Below are 15,123 nucleotides of genomic sequence, written 5' to 3' on the forward strand. Positions count from 1 at the left end.
AGCCGCCGAACGAGCGGTCGGCGCTGCCCGAGCCGTAGGCGAAGCCGCCGGTGCCGTACACGAGGGTGCGGTCGAAGGCGTAGCCGAGGCGGCCGCGCACGGTGCCGAAGAAGTCGAGGCTGGAGAGGCCGCGCGGGTCGGTGACGTAGTAGCCCGGGGCGAGGCCGCCGGCGATGAAGGCGCTGTTCCGGTTGCGGCCGAAGTCGAGGTACTGGGCGTCGGCCTCGATGCCCACGACCACGCCCGAGCCCGGGGTGAACTGGAAGTTGTATCCGACCTGGCCACCGCCGGAGAAGCCGTCCTGGCTGCGGTTGCGGAAGACGGCGATGGTGCCGGGGGCGGCGAAGGGGGCGGGGACGCCGAAGGCCGAGCCGGTGTTGCGGCTGCTGGCGTCGAAGGCGTAGCCGGCGTTGATACCGAAGTAGGCGCCCGTCCAGGTGAACACCGGCACCGGCGCGAACACCGGCGGCGGCGCCGCGCGGCGCGGAAGGTCCGCCGCCGAGGCGGCGACGGTCATGCCGGTGAGAACGGTCGATGCGAGGAGAAGCTTTTTCATCGTGTGCATGGGTCCTGGGTTGGCTGAAGCCGCGGGCCTTCTAGGCGCTGGTGGCCGGCGGGTCTGTCGCTTTCCTGCAACAAGCTCGGCGAGATGAAGCCGGTCCAGATTATGAAGGCTGAAGATTAGGCCGACGTGTCGGTCTGTTTCGCAGGGATGTGTTCCAGCGCACATTCGGCGACACGGAATACAGTTCGGGTGGATAATCGCGCGGAGGTTCTCGGAATGCGGCAGAAGCTGGGCGGCTCAGGTGCGACATCTGCTGGGGCTGCCATGCGCAGGCGGGCGCGGGGTGTTTTATTTCGGCGCCGGGCAGCGAGCGGCGTCACGTCGCGCGCGAAAGGCGCGGTTAACTCTGTTCACGGACAGTTGCGGTCATCGCGCTATGGCCGGCACGCGGACCGGCGGGAGAGACCCTCATGCTGGATCGCGGCGAGCGGGAGACGCGGCCGTTCGGCCGCCGCCGTCCCCCCGGCGACGGGCCGGTGCCGGAGCCCGTCCCCGCCGCGGCGAGCGAGCCGCGACCCGCCGGAGCGCTGCTCTGGGCGCTGCGGACCGCGGCTCTCGTCGGCTTCGCCGGGGTTCTGGCCGCGCAGTACCTGGTCCGGATCACCGGCCCGGGCGAGGTCGCCGCCACGCGGGTCGCCGCGACGCGCGTCCTGAACGCCGAACCCGAGACCACCGGTTCGCTCGCCCGTGCGGCCCCGCGCCCCGACCCGTGCGCCGTCGCGCCGGGAGCCCGGCACCCCTGATACCCCGGATCCCCTGTGTGCCGCGGGGCTGACCGGCGCGCGTCGAGATTGACAAGTCGCTCCAAGACCCTAACTGAACGATGCCCGTCCTGGGCGGCCCCGGCGCCTGGCGCCGACGACAGGCTGCCGGAGCCGTTGCCGCGACGATGTCCTTCGCGCCGGCCGGGGGCGCAACGGTAACCCGACCCGAGATGCCTTTTTCCGATCTGGGACTGAGCGAGAAAGTCCTGCAAGCCGTGACCGCGTCCGGCTACACCGAGCCGACGCCGATCCAGGCGCAGGCGATCCCGCACGTGCTGGCGCGCCGCGATGTCCTCGGCATCGCCCAGACCGGCACCGGCAAGACGGCGGCGTTCACCCTGCCGATGCTGACGCTGCTGGAGTCCGGCCGCGCCCGCGCCCGGATGCCGCGCACGCTGATCCTCGAGCCGACCCGGGAACTGGCCGCGCAGGTGGAGGAGAGCTTCGAGCGCTACGGCACGAACCACAAGCTCAACGTGGCGCTGATCATCGGCGGCGTCTCCTTCGCCGACCAGGACGCCAAGCTCACCCGGGGCACCGATGTGCTGATCGCCACCCCGGGGCGGCTGCTGGACCATTTCGAGCGCGGCAAGCTGCTGCTCACGGGCGTCGAGCTTCTCGTCATCGACGAGGCCGACCGGATGCTCGACATGGGGTTCATCCCCGACATCGAGCGCATCGCCAAGATGGTGCCGTTCACCCGGCAGACGCTGTTCTTCTCGGCGACGATGCCGCCGGAGATCGAGCGGCTGGCCGACATGTTCCTGTCCAACCCGCAGCGGGTCGAGGTCGCGCGCCCGGCCTCGACGGCGGCCACCATCACCCAGCGGCTCGTGGCCACCGGTTCCGAGGGCCACGCCAAGCGCGAGCGGCTGCGGACACTGATCCGCGGCGAGGACGAGCTGAAGAACGGCATCATCTTCTGCAACCGCAAGCGCGATGTGGCGGTGCTCCAGAAATCGCTGGTCAGCCACGGCTTCGACGCGGTGGCCCTTCACGGCGATATGGACCAGCGGGCGCGCATGGCCGCCCTCGACGGGTTCCGCAGCGGCGACACCGCGCTCCTGGTGGCGAGCGACGTGGCCGCCCGCGGCCTCGACATCCCGGCCGTGAGCCACGTCTTCAACTTCGACGTGCCGCATCACCCGGAAGACTACGTGCACCGCATCGGCCGCACCGGACGGGCCGGGCGCACCGGCCAAGCCTTCACCCTCGTCAGCCCCGACGACGATCGCTCGCTCGGGGCGATCGAGACGCTGATCGGCCAGCCGATCCCGTGGCTCGACGGCGACCTGTCGGCGCTCCCCGCCGCCGATGCCGAGCCGCGCACCCGCCACCGCGGGCGCTCCGGCGACGGCCGCCGGGGCGGGCGCAAGAGCGCTGCCGAGCCGGCTCCCCGGGGGCGCGGCGGTCGCCGCGGCGAGGCCCGCTCGGCCCCGCGGCCCGAAGCCGCCGACCCGGCGCAGGACCTCCCGGCCCGGGAGATGGCCCCGCGCGAGCCGTCTCCTCCGCGGGAGCCGTCGCCGCGCGAGTCCGCGCCGCGCGACACCGCGCGCCGCGCGTCGCCGCGCCGGGACGGGGGACATCGGGAGGGTGGGCGCGAGGTCCGCAGCCGCGACCGCGAGGACGGTGAGACGCCCGTGGGTCTTGGCGCGCACGTTCCGGCCTTCCTGCTCCGGCCGGCCGTGGTGAAGAAGGAGAAGTAGACCCCCGCCGCGCCGGCTTAACCGTCCGGCTACGCCCCGCGTTCTAGAGTGACGGCAGAGGTGCACGCGCGGACGAGGCGCGGAGCCGCCGGGACGACGGGACGCGATGAGCCAGGGGCCTGCCTCGGATCGGGATCACAGCTTCGCCCTGGCGAAGCGCACGCAGGAACTCATGCGCGACTACGGGCCCTCGGCCTGCCCGCGCGCCTACGCGGTGTGGTACGCCTATGTCGGCGGCACCGAGCCGCTCCTCAACGACGCGGTCAAGCGCCTGACGGGCCAGAACGGCTGCCTGACCGAGGCCGACATCGAGGGCCTGCACGAGACCTACGTCGACAAGCATCGTCTTGCGGCCACCGCGAGCGATGTCAGCCGGACGGTGCTCGCCGAGATCGCAGCGGTGACCGAGACCCTGGATCTCTCGCTCGGATCGACGGCCCAGTACGGGGAGGCCCTGCGCGGCCTGTCCCAGGACCTCGCTCAGGGCGCGCTGACCCCGGCCAGACTCGGCGAGATCGTCTCGACGCTCGCCTCCGCCACCCGCGAGGTTGCGGCCAACAACCGGGTCCTCGAAGCGCGCATGCGCGAGAAGCGGACCGAGATCGAGACGCTGCGCGAGAAGCTGGAGGCGACCCGGATCGAGAGCCTCACCGACCCGCTCACCGGCTTGTCGAACCGCAAGCATTTCGAGGAAGCGCTGAAGGCGGCCGTCGACGGCCCCGGGGCCCGGGGCGAGGCCGTGAGCCTTGTCGTCCTCGACATCGACTATTTCAAGCGGTTCAACGACCGGTTCGGCCACCTCACCGGCGATCAGGTGCTGCGGCTGGTGGCGATTGTGATGCGCGAGAACGCGGGCCGGCAGGCGCTGCTCGCCCGCTTCGGCGGCGAGGAATTCGGCATCGTCCTGCCCGGCGTGAATCGGGCGGCGGCGCACCGGGTCGCCGAGACCGTCCGGACCAGCGTGATGGGGCGCGAACTCGTCAAGCGCTCGACCGGCGAGTCGCTCGGCAAGGTGACGGTGTCGCTGGGCGTGGCCGTGCACCGCGCCGGTGACACGCCCGCCTCCCTCCTGGAACGGGCCGACCTGTGCATGTTCGCGGCCAAGCGGGCCGGGCGCAACCGCACCGTGGACGACGCGTCCGGCGCGCTGACGCAGGTCGCCTGACCGGGCTCTGGTCGGTCGCCGCGCGCCAGCGCATCGTCCTGGATATCGAATCCAGGACGATGCGCTGGCGGTTTGTTATTGCATCATCTTTTCCGAAAGCCGAGGGCCACCTTTCGGGACGATGCTCTAGGCGGAGGCGGCCAGCCGCTCGGGCGACACCGGGGTGATCGCCACCGACTCGCCGCAGCCGCAGGCCGAAGTCTGGTTCGGGTTGTTGAACACGAACTGCGACGCGAGCTTGTTGGTGGTGAAGTCCATCTCGGTGCCGAGCAGGAACAGCACCGCCTTCGGCTCGACGAACACCCGCACGCCGCGATCCTCGACCACGTCCTCGCCGGGCTTCTGCGCCTCGGCATACTCCATCGTGTAGGACATCCCGGCGCAGCCGCCGTTCTTCACGCCGACACGCAGGCCGGCGATCGGCCGGTCGGCATCCGCCATGATCGCCTTGATGCGCTCGGCGGCGCGGTCGGTCAGCGAGAGAACCTTGAAACCTGCAGACATCGTCGCTCTCCGGCCCGGCCGGGTTCAAGGCCCGGGGGCTGTTGTGGCGATCTCAAGATAAGCATGCCGGGCCGGAGGGTCCACCGCGGCGGGAACACACCCGGGCGGCAAGTGGCGCTCAGGCGCCCTCCCCGACCAGTCGGGCGAACGTCGCCAGATCGACGTTGCCGCCGCTGATCACCACCCCGACGCGCTTGCCCCGCACGTCGAGGCGCCCGTGCAGCACCGCAGCGGCGGCGAGGCAGCCGGTCGGCTCGACCACGAGCTTCATCCGGGCGGCGAAGAAGCGCATCGTCTCGACGAGTTCCGCGTCGGTCACGGTGACGATGTCGTCCACGCGCTCGGCGATGATCGGGAAGGTGAGCTGCCCGAGATAGGTGGATTGTGCCCCGTCCGCGATGGTGCGCGGCACCGGGATCGTGACGATCCGGCCCGCGCGGAAGGATTGCTGCCCGTCGTTGCCCGCTTCGGGCTCGACGCCGACCACCCGGCAATCCGGGGCGCACTCCGCCGCGGCCAGCGCGCAGCCCGCGAGCTGGCCGCCGCCGCCGAGGCAGGCCACCAGCATGTCCAGCGAACCGGTCTCCTCGATCAGTTCGAGGGCGAGCGTCCCCTGCCCGGCGATCACCTCGCGGTGGTCGTAGGGCGGGATCAGGCTGAGCCCGCGCGCCGCCGCGATCTCGCGGCCCAGCGCCTCGCGATCCTCGGTGTAGCGGTCGTAAGAGACCACCTCGGCCCCGTAGCCCCTAGTCGCCGTGACCTTAACCGCGGGCGCGTCGTGCGGCATCACGATCGTCGCCGGGACGCCGAGCAGCCGGCTCGCCAGGGCGATGGCCTGGGCGTGGTTGCCGGACGAGAAGGCGATCACGCCGCGGGCGCGGACCGCCTCCGGCAGGGCGCTGATGGCGTTGTAGGCGCCGCGGAACTTGAAGGCGCCGCCCCGCTGGAGGTTCTCCGCCTTGAAGAACAGCCGCGCGCCGGTGATCGCGTCGGCGGTGCGCGAGGTCAGCACCGGCGTGCGGTGGGCGGCCCCGGCAATCCGCTCGGCGGCGCGGGCGACGTCCGCGAAGGTCGGCCGCTCGGGGGATGGGCTCGTCGGGTCCTGCATCGCGCGCTCCTGTGGGCGCCCCTTCATAGGCCCGGGCCGCGGACCGCGCACCCCGCGTCGAGCCATGAAGCGGAGCCATTTGCGCGCTGGCCGCTTATGTCCACGGGCCAGCGGGGGCGGGGATTGATGCGGACGGGAACGCGGATGGGGCCGGCGCCGCCGGCCTCGCGGTGAGGCGGGCGATGCGCGTGCGCCGAGCATCCGGGGACGCGCCCGGCACCGCGGTCACCTTCCGCGGGCGCGGGCTGGCGACGCGGACGGGCGGCCGCCTGCTGCTCCTCGTGTGCCCGCACTGCTCGCAGCGCAACGGCCGCCGGGGGACGGAGCGCGGCGTCTGCGAGTGGTGCGCCTACGAGCCGTCGCCCGATGACATCGAGCTGGTCGGGGAGACCGCGCAACAGGCCTGACGGCATGGGACATGCCCGCACGTCGACGCCGGTTCCGGACGGCGGCGCCTGGAGCCGGCCCGATCCTCCACAGCGGGCCGCGGGCGGACGCTACGTGTGGATCACCTTGCCGTAGGCGTCGAGCACGCTCTCGTGCATCATCTCGCTGAGCGTCGGGTGCGGGAACACCGTGTGCATCAGCTCCTCCTCGGTGCTCTCCAGGTTCATCGCCACCACGTAGCCCTGGATCAGCTCGGTGACCTCGGCCCCGACCATGTGGGCGCCCAGCAACTGGCCGGTCTTGGCGTCGAACACGGTCTTGATCAGCCCGTCCGGCTCGCCGAGCGCGATCGCCTTGCCGTTGCCGGCGAACGGGAAGCGGCCGACCTTGACGGCGAAGCCCTGCTCCTTGGCCTTCGCCTCGGTGAGGCCGACGCTGGCGATCTGCGGCTGGCAATAGGTGCAGCCGGGGATCTTGCCCTTGTCCATCGGGTGGGTGTGCAGCCCCTTGATGGTCTCGATGCAGATCACCCCCTCGTGCTCGGCCTTGTGGGCGAGCATCGGCGGGCCGGCCACGTCGCCGATCGCGTAGAGGCCGGGCACGTTGGTGCGGCCGAGCCCGTCCGTGACGACGCAGCCGCGGTCGATCGTCACCCCGAGTTTTTCCAGCCCGATCCCCTCGATGTTGCCGACGACGCCGACCGCCGAGATCAGCTTCTCCGCCGTGATGGTCTGGGACTTGCCGTCGCCCGTCTCGATCGTGGCGGTGACGGTATCCCCGCCCTTCTCGACCTTCGTCACCTTGGCGCCGGTGAGGATCTTGATGCCCTGCTTCTCGAAGCGCTTGCGGGCGAGGCCTGCGATCTCGGCATCCTCCACCGGCAGGATCTGCGGCAGCAGCTCCACCACCGTCACCTCGGCGCCCATGGTGCGGTAGAACGAGGCGAACTCGATGCCGATGGCGCCCGAGCCCATCACAAGCAGCGACTTCGGCATGGTCTGGGGGACCATCGCCTCGTAGTAGGTCCAGATCTGCTTCTTGTCGGGCTCGATGCCCGGCAGCGCCCGCGGCCGGGCGCCGGTGGCGACGATGATGTGCTTGGCCCCGTAGGTGCCGGCACCCTTGGCACCCTTGGGCGCCTCGGCCCGCTTGGTCTCCTTGACCGTGACTTGGCCCGGCGCGTTGCCCTTGGCGACCGAATCGACCGACGCCTCCCCCCAGATCACGTCGACCTTGTTCTTCTTCAGCAGCATGCCGACGCCGCCGTTGAGCCGGCCGGACACGCCGCGCGAGCGCTTCACGATGGCGCCGACATCGAACCCGACCTTCTCCGCGGTGAGGCCGTAATCGCCGGGGTGCTGGAAATAATGAAAAATCTCGGCCGAGCGCAGCAGCGCCTTGGTCGGGATGCAGCCCCAGTTCAGGCAGATGCCGCCCAGGTGCTCCCGGTCGACCACCGCCGTCTTGAACCCGAGCTGCGCGGCGCGGATCGCCGTGACGTAGCCGCCGGGCCCGGCGCCGATGATGAGGACGTCGTAGGTGTCGGGCATTCAGCGCTCCGCGGGCTCTCCTCCCCCTTGTGTGGAGGAGTTGGAGGTGGGGGTGGTGCGGCCGGCCTGATCGGCGACCGGAAAGATCACGGCTTCGAACTCTCCGTCCGTCCGTGCGGCCAAGGCCGAGAAGATGGTGTCGAGCACGGTATCCATGGAGCGCATGATCTCGGCGTTGCTGAAGCGCAGGACCCGGAAGCCCTGCGCCTCCAGGGCGGCCGTCCGCCGCGCGTCATACGCCGCGTCAACCGCCCGGCCGTGCTGGTCGCCGTCGACTTCGACCCCGAGCCGTGCGGCGAGACAGCAGAAGTCTACGACATAGGGACCCAGCGCCACCTGCCGACGAAAATGCGATCCCGGCACGGGCAAGCGATGCCGCAGATGCCACCAGAGGCGCCGTTCCGGCTCGGTCAGAGTCCGACGCAGGACACGCGCGTTCTTCGAAGCGCGTGCGGTCGGAGCCAGCAGGCGGGGCGCGTTCCAGGACATCAGAGGGTCGCAGATCCTTATGCTCGGTGATCCGCCCGCAACCGCAGCGGCAGGCGGCACCACCCCCACCTCCAACTCCTCCCCACAAGGGGGAGGAGAGCGCCTCGCGCCAGGCGGCGACCTTCACACCAGCATCCCCATCGGGCTCTCGATCAGCCCCTTGAACGCCTGGAGCAGCTCGGCGCCCAGCGCGCCGTCGACCACGCGGTGGTCGACCGAGAGCGTGACGGTCATCGCCTGCACCACCGCCGGCTGGCCGCCCTTGGCGACGATCCGCGCCTCGCCGGCGCCGACCGCCAGGATGGTGCCGTGGGGCGGGTTGATCACCGCCTGGAAGTTCTTGATGCCGAACATGCCGAGGTTCGACACCGCGGTGGAGCCGCCGGCATACTCCTCCGGCTTCAGCTTGCGGGTGCGGGCGCGGCCGGCGAGGTCTTTCATCTCGGCGGAGATGGTCGAGAGCGTCTTCTGCTCGGCGCGGCGGATCACCGGCGTGAACAGGCCGCCCTCGATCGCCACCGCGACCCCCACATCCGAGTGCTTGAACTTCAGGACCCGGTCGCCGGCCCAGACGGCGTTGGCGTTCGGCACCTGCTGGAGTGCCAGCGCCAGAGCCTTGATGACGAAGTCGTTGACCGAGAGCTTGTAGGCCGGCTTGCCGTCCTTGTCCTTGGGCGCGCCCGCGTTGACCTGCCCGCGCAGCGCCAGCAGCGCGTCGAGCTCGACGTCGAGGGCGAGGTAGAAGTGCGGCACCGTCTGCTTCGACTCGGCCAGCCGCTTGGCGATGGTCTTGCGCATCCCGTCGAGGGTGATCTCCTCGTAGGAACCCGGCTCGAACAGCGCCTTGACCTGATCGGTGGTCATGCCGACGGGCATGGCCGCGGCCGGGGCGGCCTTCGGCGCCGGCGCCTGCGCGGCAGCGGGCGCCGCGCCGGGCGCCCCCTTGCCGGTGCCGGCGGTCTTGGCTGCCTGGACATCGCGGGCGATGACCCGGCCGTGCGGGCCCGAGCCCGTCACGGCGGAGAGGTCGATGCCCTCCATCTTGGCGAGCCGCCGGGCGAGCGGCGAGGAGAACACCCGCTCGCCGGACTCCCGCTGCGCCGGGGCGGAGCCGGCCGCCGGGTTGACCGTCTTGGCGGCGTCGGGGGCCTCGTTCGCCCGGGCGTAGGACATCTGCCCGTCGCCGGCCGCCTTCGCCTCGGATTTCGGCGCGTCCGACTTGGACGCTTCCTTGGGCGCCTCGGCCTTCGGGGGCGCCTCAGCCGCCTTTCCGCCCCCTCCGGCCGGCGCCTGCACGCTGCCGGGATCCTCGCCCTCGGCGGCGATCAGCGCGATCAGGTCGTTGACCGGAACGTCCGCCGTGCCCTCCGGCACGACGATCTTGGCGAGCACGCCCTCGTCGATGGCCTCGACCTCCATGGTCGCCTTGTCGGTCTCGATCTCGGCCAGCACGTCGCCGGACTTGACCGGGTCGCCCTCCTTCTTGAGCCACTTGGCGAGGTTGCCCTTCTCCATCGTCGGCGAGAGGGCGGGCATCAGGACGTTGATCGGCATCGGCTCGGATCTCGGGCTCAGGTCTCGGGCGGGGCGGTCGGCGGGGCGGTCTGTGCGGATTGCGCGGCCGGATCGTCGAAGGGGAAGAGGTCGTCGAGCGGGAACGGGGCGGCGTCGAAGGGCGGCATCGCCACCGTCTCGCCGCGCTGAACCGTGCCGAGGAGGAGCCACCGGCCGTCGACGAGCGCGAAGGCTTCGAGCACGCCGTCCCCCGGATCGAGCAGCCAGAGGTGACCGATTCCGGCCTCCGCGTAGATGCGGCGCTTGGGCCCCCGGTCGAGCCGCGCGGTGGAGGGCGAGAGGATCTCGCAGACCCAGTCCGGCGGCGTCTCGACGAAGGCCGTGTCCGGCTCGACCGGCATCCGCTCGCGTCGCCAGCCAGCAAGATCGGGGACGACGACGTGGTGCCCGAGATGCAGTTCGGGCTCCGACATGAAGACCCACCCGCCCGGACCGCCGCGGCCGCGCCCGAACGGGAAGTCCAATTCTCCGCCGAGCTTGAGCGAGACTGAGGCATGCCGGGGCCGCGGACGCGGGTGCGTCTCCAGCACCCCGTCGACGATCTCGGCCACGAGGTGGGCCGGGACCGCCTCCAGGTCGGCGTAGGTGGCGAGACGGCGCGCGGCCCCGGCCATGGTCGCGCCGCCGCTAGTTGAGGCCGCCGGGGTCGAGGCTCTCGGCCTCCCACCCGGCGCGGATGCGCTCGAACGCCTCCTCCTCCGACAGGTCGGTCTCCAGCGCGTAGGCGCGGGCGGCCTGCCGGGCGAGATCGCTCAGCAGGCGGCCCCAGGTCGCCGGGTCGTCGAAGGAGCGGCGGAGCGCGACGCTGACCGCCCCGTCCACCACCGCGGCGCGCAGGACCTCGACCCCGCCCTGCTCCAGGGCGTCCGGGGGGACGGAGAGTTCGGCGAAGTCGTTGCTCATGACGCGCCTCGGGTGCATCGCCGCGCGGGACCATGGCCGGATCGGCGCGTGTCCGTCGGCGATCCCCTCACTTGTAGCAGACGCTGCGGGCCGCCTCGACGACCTCGGCGACCGTCGGCAGGGCGAGCTTCTCGAGGTTGGCCGCGTAGGGCATCGGCACGTCCTTGCCGGTGATGCGCAGCACCGGCGCGTCGAGGTAGTCGAAGGCATCGACCATCAGCCGCGCCACGATCTCGGCGCCGACGCCGGATTGCGGGAAACCCTCCTCGACGGTGACGCAGCGGCCGGTCTTCTTCACCGATTCCACCACCGTGTCGGTGTCCATCGGCCGGAGCGTGCGCAGGTCGATCACCTCCGCCTCGATGCCCTGCTCGGCGAGCGCCTGCGCCGCCTTGAGGGCGTAGGTCATGCCGATCGCGAAGGAGACGATCGTCACGTCCGTGCCGGGGCGGTGCACCCGCGCCTTGCCGATCGGCAGCACGAAGTCGTCGAGCTGCGGCACCGGGAAGGACTGGCCGTAGAGGATCTCGTTCTCCAGGAAGATGACCGGGTTCGGGTCGCGGATCGCGGCCTTGAGCAGGCCCTTGGCGTCGCTCGCCGTGTAAGGGGCGATCACCTTGAGGCCCGGCACGTTCGAGTACCACGCGGCGTAGTCGTGGCTGTGCTGGGCGGCGACGCGGGCGGCGGCGCCGTTGGGCCCGCGGAACACGATCGGGCAGCCGAGCTGGCCGCCGGACATGTAGAGGGTCTTGGCCGCCGAGTTGATGATCTGATCGATCGCCTGCATGGCGAAGTTGAAGGTCATGAACTCGACGATCGGCTTCAGGCCGGCGAGCGCCGCGCCGACGCCCACACCCGCGAATCCGTGCTCGGTGATCGGCGTATCGACCACGCGGCGGGCACCGAACTCCTGCAGCAGCCCCTGCGTGACCTTGTAGGCGCCCTGGTACTCGGCGACCTCCTCGCCCATCACGAACACGTCGCCGTCCCGGCGCATCTCCTCGGCCATCGCGTCGCGCAGGGCCTCGCGGACGGTCATCGTCGTCATCGGCGTGTCGGCGGGGAACTCGTCCATCACCGGCGCCTGCGCCGTGTTGGAAATCTTCGCGGGCGCGGCCGGGGCGCGGGGGGCGTCCTCGCCCGTTTTCGCAGCCGGGGCCGGCGCCTTGGCCTGCCCCTCCGCCTGCATGTCCGGCGTCGGCGCGCCCTGGCCGTCCTGGTCCTGGCCGTTGGCCTTCGGCGCGCCCTTCCCGCCGGCCGCCGCGGCGGCCTCGACGTCCTCGCCCTCCTCCGCGATGACCGCGATGGGCGTGTTGACCGCCACCCCCTCGGTGCCCTCCTCGACGAGGATCTTGGCGAGCACGCCCTCGTCGATGGCCTCGACCTCCATCGTCGCCTTGTCGGTCTCGATCTCGGCCAGCACGTCGCCGGACTTGACCGGGTCGCCGACCTTCTTGAGCCACTTGGCGAGCTTGCCCTCCTCCATGGTGGGTGAGAGGGCGGGCATCAGGATATCGGTCGCCATGCTCTGCTCTGCGGTCGTCTTCTTGGGTCGGGGGCGGCCTTGAGGGGTGACGGGAGGCGCGCCGTCAGGCGCGCGCCTCCAGCAGGATGTCGGTCCACAGCTCCGACGGATCGGGCTCGGGGTCGTTGGTGGCGAACTCCGCCGAGGCGTTGACGATCTCGCGCACCTTGGCGTCGGTCGCCTTGATCTCGGCCTCGGGCACGCCGTGCAGTTCGAGCAGGCGCTTGCGCACCATCTCGATCGGGTCGTGCTCGTCGCGCATCTTCGAGACCTCGTCCTTGGTCCGGTACTTGGCCGGATCGGACATGGAATGGCCGCGGTAGCGGTAGGTCTGCATCTCCAGGATGAAGGGGCCCTGGCCGGAGCGGGCGTGCTCGATCGCCCGGCCCGCCGCCTCGCGCACGGTGCGCACGTCCATGCCGTCCACGGATTCCCCGGGGATGCCGAAGGAAAGGCCACGCTTCGAGAAGTCGGTCTGCGCCGAGGCGCGGGCCACCGAGGTGCCCATCGCGTAGCGGTTGTTCTCGATCACGTAGACGACCGGCAGCTTCCACAGGGCCGCCATGTTGAAGCTCTCGTAGACCTGACCCTGGTTGGCGGCGCCGTCGCCCATGTAGGTCAGGCTGACCTTGCCGTTCTTGCGGTAGGCGTCGGCGAAGCCCAGCCCGGTGCCGAGCGAGACCTGCGCGCCGACGATGCCGTGGCCCCCGAAGAACTGCTTCTCGCGGCTGAACATATGCATCGAGCCGCCCTTGCCGCGCGAGTAGCCGCCGCGCCGCCCGGTCAGCTCCGCCATCACGCCCTTCGGGTCCATGCCGCAGGCCAGCATGTGGCCGTGGTCGCGGTAGCCGGTGATGACTTGGTCGCCCTCCTCGGCGGCCATCTGCATGCCGACCACCACGGCCTCCTGGCCGATGTAGAGGTGGCAGAAGCCGCCGATGAGGCCCATGCCGTAGAGTTGCCCGGCCTTCTCCTCGAAGCGGCGGATCAGCAGCATCTCGTGGTAGGCGTGGAGATCCTCGTCCCGGGTGAACTGCGGCATGTTCGGCGCCGGCTTGTGGGCGGCCTCGGCCTCCGGGCTCGCGGGCGTCGGCTGCGCGGCCTCCTTGGCAGCATCCATCGGCGCTCTTCCCCGTGCTTCACTCGACAGTGATCAGGGGTGTAGGGCAGCCCCGCGCGGAAAGCGAGGGCCGGCGTTCTGACAGGCCACAGGCGATGTCAGACCCGGCGCGCGGCCTCCGAAGCCGGGCGGAGAGCGCTCAGGGCTCGATGATCACCACGTCGTTGGCGTGCACCCGGCCGAGCACGATCCGGGCGCGCTCCTCCAAGAGGTCGCGGTCGATCTGGTCGCTCTTCAGGAGCGCGACGCGGTGCTCCCAGACAGCCCGCTCCGCCTTGGCGGCGGTGAGGTCCTGGTTGAGGCCGTAGGCCTTGATCTTCAGGGCCTTCTTGGCCTCCAGGCCGCGGTTGCCGCTCTCGGCCTGCACGACGAAGTAGCCGCATACCAGCGCCGACAGGGTCCACAGACCCAGCGGCAACACGACCATTCTGACGCGGCGGCGGACGACCATGCCGGCACCCTGGCGCGGAAAGGTTAACCGCCCCTTGCGCCGCCCCTTGCGCCGCGCGCGGCCGGTCCCGTAAGGCCTCCTGCGCCCGCGTGCCGATCCCCATGGACACCACCCGCCTCTCCGCCTGGATCGCCGACCGCGCCACCGTCTCGGACGACGGCGACGGCCTCGTCGACAGCCTGTGCCGGGCCCTCGTCGAGGCCGGCCTGCCGCTGTGGCGGTTTAGCGTCTCGGCGCCCACCATCGACCCGCTCCACCGCGGCGTCAGCCTGAACTGGTACGCGGACCGGGACTTCGACTTCGAACTCAATCCGCACGGGACCGAGCAGGAAGCCGTGTGGCTGCGCAGCCCGATCCACGCGCTCCTCCACCGGGGCGAGCATGCCGGGCGGTGGCGGCTCGAAGCCGCGGACGCCGGGGACGCGTTCCCGATCCTGCGCGAATTGCGGGCGCAGGGCGGGACCGACTACGTGCTGCGGGTGGTCGCCTTCGCCCCGGGCACCGCCCTGCGCGGGGCGGCCCTGTCCTTCACCACGCGCCGTCCGGACGGCTTCGCCGAGGCCGAGATCGCGGCCCTCGACGCGCTGCTGCCGGTCCTCGGCCTCGCGATGTCCAAGCTCATCCTCGCCCACACCCTGCGCGACGTGCTGGGCACCTACCTCGGGCCCGCCACCGCCGATCGGGTGCTCGACGGTGACATCCAGCGCGGCCAGGGCCGCATGGTGCCGGCGGCGATCCTGCTCGCCGACCTGCGCGCCTTCACGGCCCTGTCGGACCGGGCCGATCCCCTGGCCGTGGCCGGCTGGCTCAACGAGCATTTCGACGCGCTGGGCGAGCCGGTGGCGCGGCACGGCGGCGAGATCCTGAAGTTCCTCGGCGACGGTTTCCTCGCGACCTTCCCGGTTCCGGACGCGGCCGCCCCGTCCTGCGCCGGCTGCGGCGCGGCGCTCTCCGCCGCCGCCGAGGCGTTGACGGCCAACGCCGCGCTGAACGCCCGGCGCCGGGCGGCGGGTGCGCCGGAACTGACCGCCGACCTCGTCCTGCATTACGGCGAGGTGGTCCAGGGCAATGTCGGCACCGACCGGCGGCTCGATTTCACCCTGATCGGCCGGGCGATGAACGAGGCGAGCCGGATCGAGGGCCATTGCGAGCGGCTCGGCCGCGCCCTGCTGATCTCCGACGTGTTCGCCGCGCGCTGCGGCGGCGCGCTGGAGCCAGTCGGGTCGGTGACCCTGCGCGGCCTCGCGAGCCCGCAGCGGGTCTGGACGCTGCCGGGCCTCGGCTGACCGGAACCCCGCGCCCGGTCCGGAC

The 15,123-nt window shown here is 71.4% G+C and carries 16 protein-coding genes; 5 read left to right on the forward strand and 11 right to left on the reverse strand.

What is annotated here, in order from left to right; translation table 11 throughout:
• Positions 1–556 (reverse strand): outer membrane protein (locus Q8W71_RS11330; RefSeq protein WP_305525473.1); only part of this gene is annotated, 556 nt, incomplete at its 3' end.
• A gap of 419 nt (positions 557–975) precedes the next feature.
• On the opposite strand from Q8W71_RS11330, the gene Q8W71_RS11335 reads away from it, so the two are divergent.
• The 3 genes from Q8W71_RS11335 (at position 976) to Q8W71_RS11345 (ending at position 4,200) form a co-directional block, all read left to right on the forward strand.
• Complete coding sequence (locus tag Q8W71_RS11335; RefSeq protein WP_305525474.1) at positions 976–1,308, forward strand: hypothetical protein; 333 nt, start codon at positions 976–978, stop codon at positions 1,306–1,308.
• Positions 1,309–1,499: 191 nt separating this feature from the next.
• Entirely contained in the window at positions 1,500–3,035 is a 1,536-nt protein-coding gene (locus Q8W71_RS11340) for a DEAD/DEAH box helicase (RefSeq protein WP_305525475.1), read from the forward strand.
• A 106-nt stretch (positions 3,036–3,141) separates the two neighbouring features.
• Positions 3,142–4,200 carry a GGDEF domain-containing protein gene (locus Q8W71_RS11345; RefSeq protein WP_305525476.1) on the forward strand — a complete coding sequence of 353 codons (1,059 nt, stop codon included), beginning with the start codon at positions 3,142–3,144 and terminating at the stop codon, positions 4,198–4,200.
• Between the two features lie 126 nt (positions 4,201–4,326).
• On the opposite strand, the gene Q8W71_RS11350 is transcribed toward Q8W71_RS11345, so the two are convergent.
• Complete coding sequence (locus Q8W71_RS11350; protein ID WP_305525477.1) at positions 4,327–4,704, reverse strand: HesB/IscA family protein; 378 nt, start codon at positions 4,702–4,704, stop codon at positions 4,327–4,329.
• Between the two features lie 118 nt (positions 4,705–4,822).
• The gene (locus Q8W71_RS11355) at positions 4,823–5,812 is read right to left on the reverse strand and encodes a threo-3-hydroxy-L-aspartate ammonia-lyase (protein ID WP_305525478.1); all 990 of its coding nucleotides are present in this window, start codon (positions 5,810–5,812) and stop codon (positions 4,823–4,825) included.
• 182 nt (positions 5,813–5,994) lie between these two features.
• On the opposite strand from Q8W71_RS11355, the gene Q8W71_RS11360 reads away from it, so the two are divergent.
• Positions 5,995–6,219 carry a hypothetical protein gene (locus Q8W71_RS11360; protein WP_305525479.1) on the forward strand — a complete coding sequence of 75 codons (225 nt, stop codon included), beginning with the start codon at positions 5,995–5,997 and terminating at the stop codon, positions 6,217–6,219.
• Positions 6,220–6,309: 90 nt separating this feature from the next.
• Here Q8W71_RS11360 and lpdA read toward each other — a convergent pair whose 3' ends face one another.
• From lpdA to Q8W71_RS11400, 8 genes are all read right to left on the reverse strand, one after another.
• Positions 6,310–7,749 carry a dihydrolipoyl dehydrogenase gene (gene lpdA, locus Q8W71_RS11365; protein ID WP_305525480.1) on the reverse strand — a complete coding sequence of 480 codons (1,440 nt, stop codon included), beginning with the start codon at positions 7,747–7,749 and terminating at the stop codon, positions 6,310–6,312.
• Positions 7,750–8,238, reverse strand: coding sequence for an endonuclease domain-containing protein (locus Q8W71_RS11370; protein WP_305525481.1), 489 nt, complete (start codon positions 8,236–8,238; stop codon positions 7,750–7,752).
• A 123-nt stretch (positions 8,239–8,361) separates the two neighbouring features.
• Entirely contained in the window at positions 8,362–9,792 is a 1,431-nt protein-coding gene (locus Q8W71_RS11375) for a pyruvate dehydrogenase complex dihydrolipoamide acetyltransferase (protein ID WP_305525482.1), read from the reverse strand.
• A gap of 17 nt (positions 9,793–9,809) precedes the next feature.
• Positions 9,810–10,427 (reverse strand): Uma2 family endonuclease, encoded by a 618-nt coding sequence (locus Q8W71_RS11380; protein WP_305525483.1) that lies wholly within the window; start codon positions 10,425–10,427, stop codon positions 9,810–9,812.
• A gap of 13 nt (positions 10,428–10,440) precedes the next feature.
• Positions 10,441–10,716, reverse strand: a complete 276-nt coding sequence (locus Q8W71_RS11385; protein WP_305525484.1) for a DUF5076 domain-containing protein — start codon at positions 10,714–10,716, stop codon at positions 10,441–10,443.
• A 67-nt stretch (positions 10,717–10,783) separates the two neighbouring features.
• Complete coding sequence (locus Q8W71_RS11390) at positions 10,784–12,241, reverse strand: pyruvate dehydrogenase complex E1 component subunit beta (protein ID WP_305525485.1); 1,458 nt, start codon at positions 12,239–12,241, stop codon at positions 10,784–10,786.
• A gap of 64 nt (positions 12,242–12,305) precedes the next feature.
• Entirely contained in the window at positions 12,306–13,361 is a 1,056-nt protein-coding gene (pdhA, locus tag Q8W71_RS11395; protein WP_305525486.1) for a pyruvate dehydrogenase (acetyl-transferring) E1 component subunit alpha, read from the reverse strand.
• A 139-nt stretch (positions 13,362–13,500) separates the two neighbouring features.
• Positions 13,501–13,812, reverse strand: coding sequence for an FtsB family cell division protein (locus Q8W71_RS11400; RefSeq protein ID WP_305525487.1), 312 nt, complete (start codon positions 13,810–13,812; stop codon positions 13,501–13,503).
• 101 nt (positions 13,813–13,913) lie between these two features.
• Between Q8W71_RS11400 and Q8W71_RS11405 the strand changes: the two genes are divergently transcribed.
• Entirely contained in the window at positions 13,914–15,098 is a 1,185-nt protein-coding gene (locus Q8W71_RS11405; protein WP_305525488.1) for an adenylate/guanylate cyclase domain-containing protein, read from the forward strand.
• Positions 15,099–15,123: the final 25 nt, after the last annotated feature.

Origin of the sequence: Methylobacterium amylolyticum, assembly GCF_030700245.1 — a bacterium.
Classification (GTDB): domain Bacteria; phylum Pseudomonadota; class Alphaproteobacteria; order Rhizobiales; family Beijerinckiaceae; genus Methylobacterium.

What these genes read in the sequence shown, in the direction of transcription:
- Q8W71_RS11335 (WP_305525474.1), top strand. Translation starts at nt 976, where the DNA reads ATGCTGGATCGCGGCGAGCGGGAGACGCGGCCGTTCGGCCGCCGCCGT.
- Q8W71_RS11340 (WP_305525475.1), top strand. Translation starts at nt 1,500, where the DNA reads ATGCCTTTTTCCGATCTGGGACTGAGCGAGAAAGTCCTGCAAGCCGTG.
- Q8W71_RS11345 (WP_305525476.1), top strand. Translation starts at nt 3,142, where the DNA reads ATGAGCCAGGGGCCTGCCTCGGATCGGGATCACAGCTTCGCCCTGGCG.
- Q8W71_RS11350 (WP_305525477.1), bottom strand. Translation starts at nt 4,704, where the DNA reads ATGTCTGCAGGTTTCAAGGTTCTCTCGCTGACCGACCGCGCCGCCGAG.
- Q8W71_RS11355 (WP_305525478.1), bottom strand. Translation starts at nt 5,812, where the DNA reads ATGCAGGACCCGACGAGCCCATCCCCCGAGCGGCCGACCTTCGCGGAC.
- Q8W71_RS11360 (WP_305525479.1), top strand. Translation starts at nt 5,995, where the DNA reads ATGCGCGTGCGCCGAGCATCCGGGGACGCGCCCGGCACCGCGGTCACC.
- lpdA (WP_305525480.1), bottom strand. Translation starts at nt 7,749, where the DNA reads ATGCCCGACACCTACGACGTCCTCATCATCGGCGCCGGGCCCGGCGGC.
- Q8W71_RS11370 (WP_305525481.1), bottom strand. Translation starts at nt 8,238, where the DNA reads ATGTCCTGGAACGCGCCCCGCCTGCTGGCTCCGACCGCACGCGCTTCG.
- Q8W71_RS11375 (WP_305525482.1), bottom strand. Translation starts at nt 9,792, where the DNA reads ATGCCGATCAACGTCCTGATGCCCGCCCTCTCGCCGACGATGGAGAAG.
- Q8W71_RS11380 (WP_305525483.1), bottom strand. Translation starts at nt 10,427, where the DNA reads ATGGCCGGGGCCGCGCGCCGTCTCGCCACCTACGCCGACCTGGAGGCG.
- Q8W71_RS11385 (WP_305525484.1), bottom strand. Translation starts at nt 10,716, where the DNA reads ATGAGCAACGACTTCGCCGAACTCTCCGTCCCCCCGGACGCCCTGGAG.
- Q8W71_RS11390 (WP_305525485.1), bottom strand. Translation starts at nt 12,241, where the DNA reads ATGGCGACCGATATCCTGATGCCCGCCCTCTCACCCACCATGGAGGAG.
- pdhA (WP_305525486.1), bottom strand. Translation starts at nt 13,361, where the DNA reads ATGGATGCTGCCAAGGAGGCCGCGCAGCCGACGCCCGCGAGCCCGGAG.
- Q8W71_RS11400 (WP_305525487.1), bottom strand. Translation starts at nt 13,812, where the DNA reads ATGGTCGTCCGCCGCCGCGTCAGAATGGTCGTGTTGCCGCTGGGTCTG.
- Q8W71_RS11405 (WP_305525488.1), top strand. Translation starts at nt 13,914, where the DNA reads ATGGACACCACCCGCCTCTCCGCCTGGATCGCCGACCGCGCCACCGTC.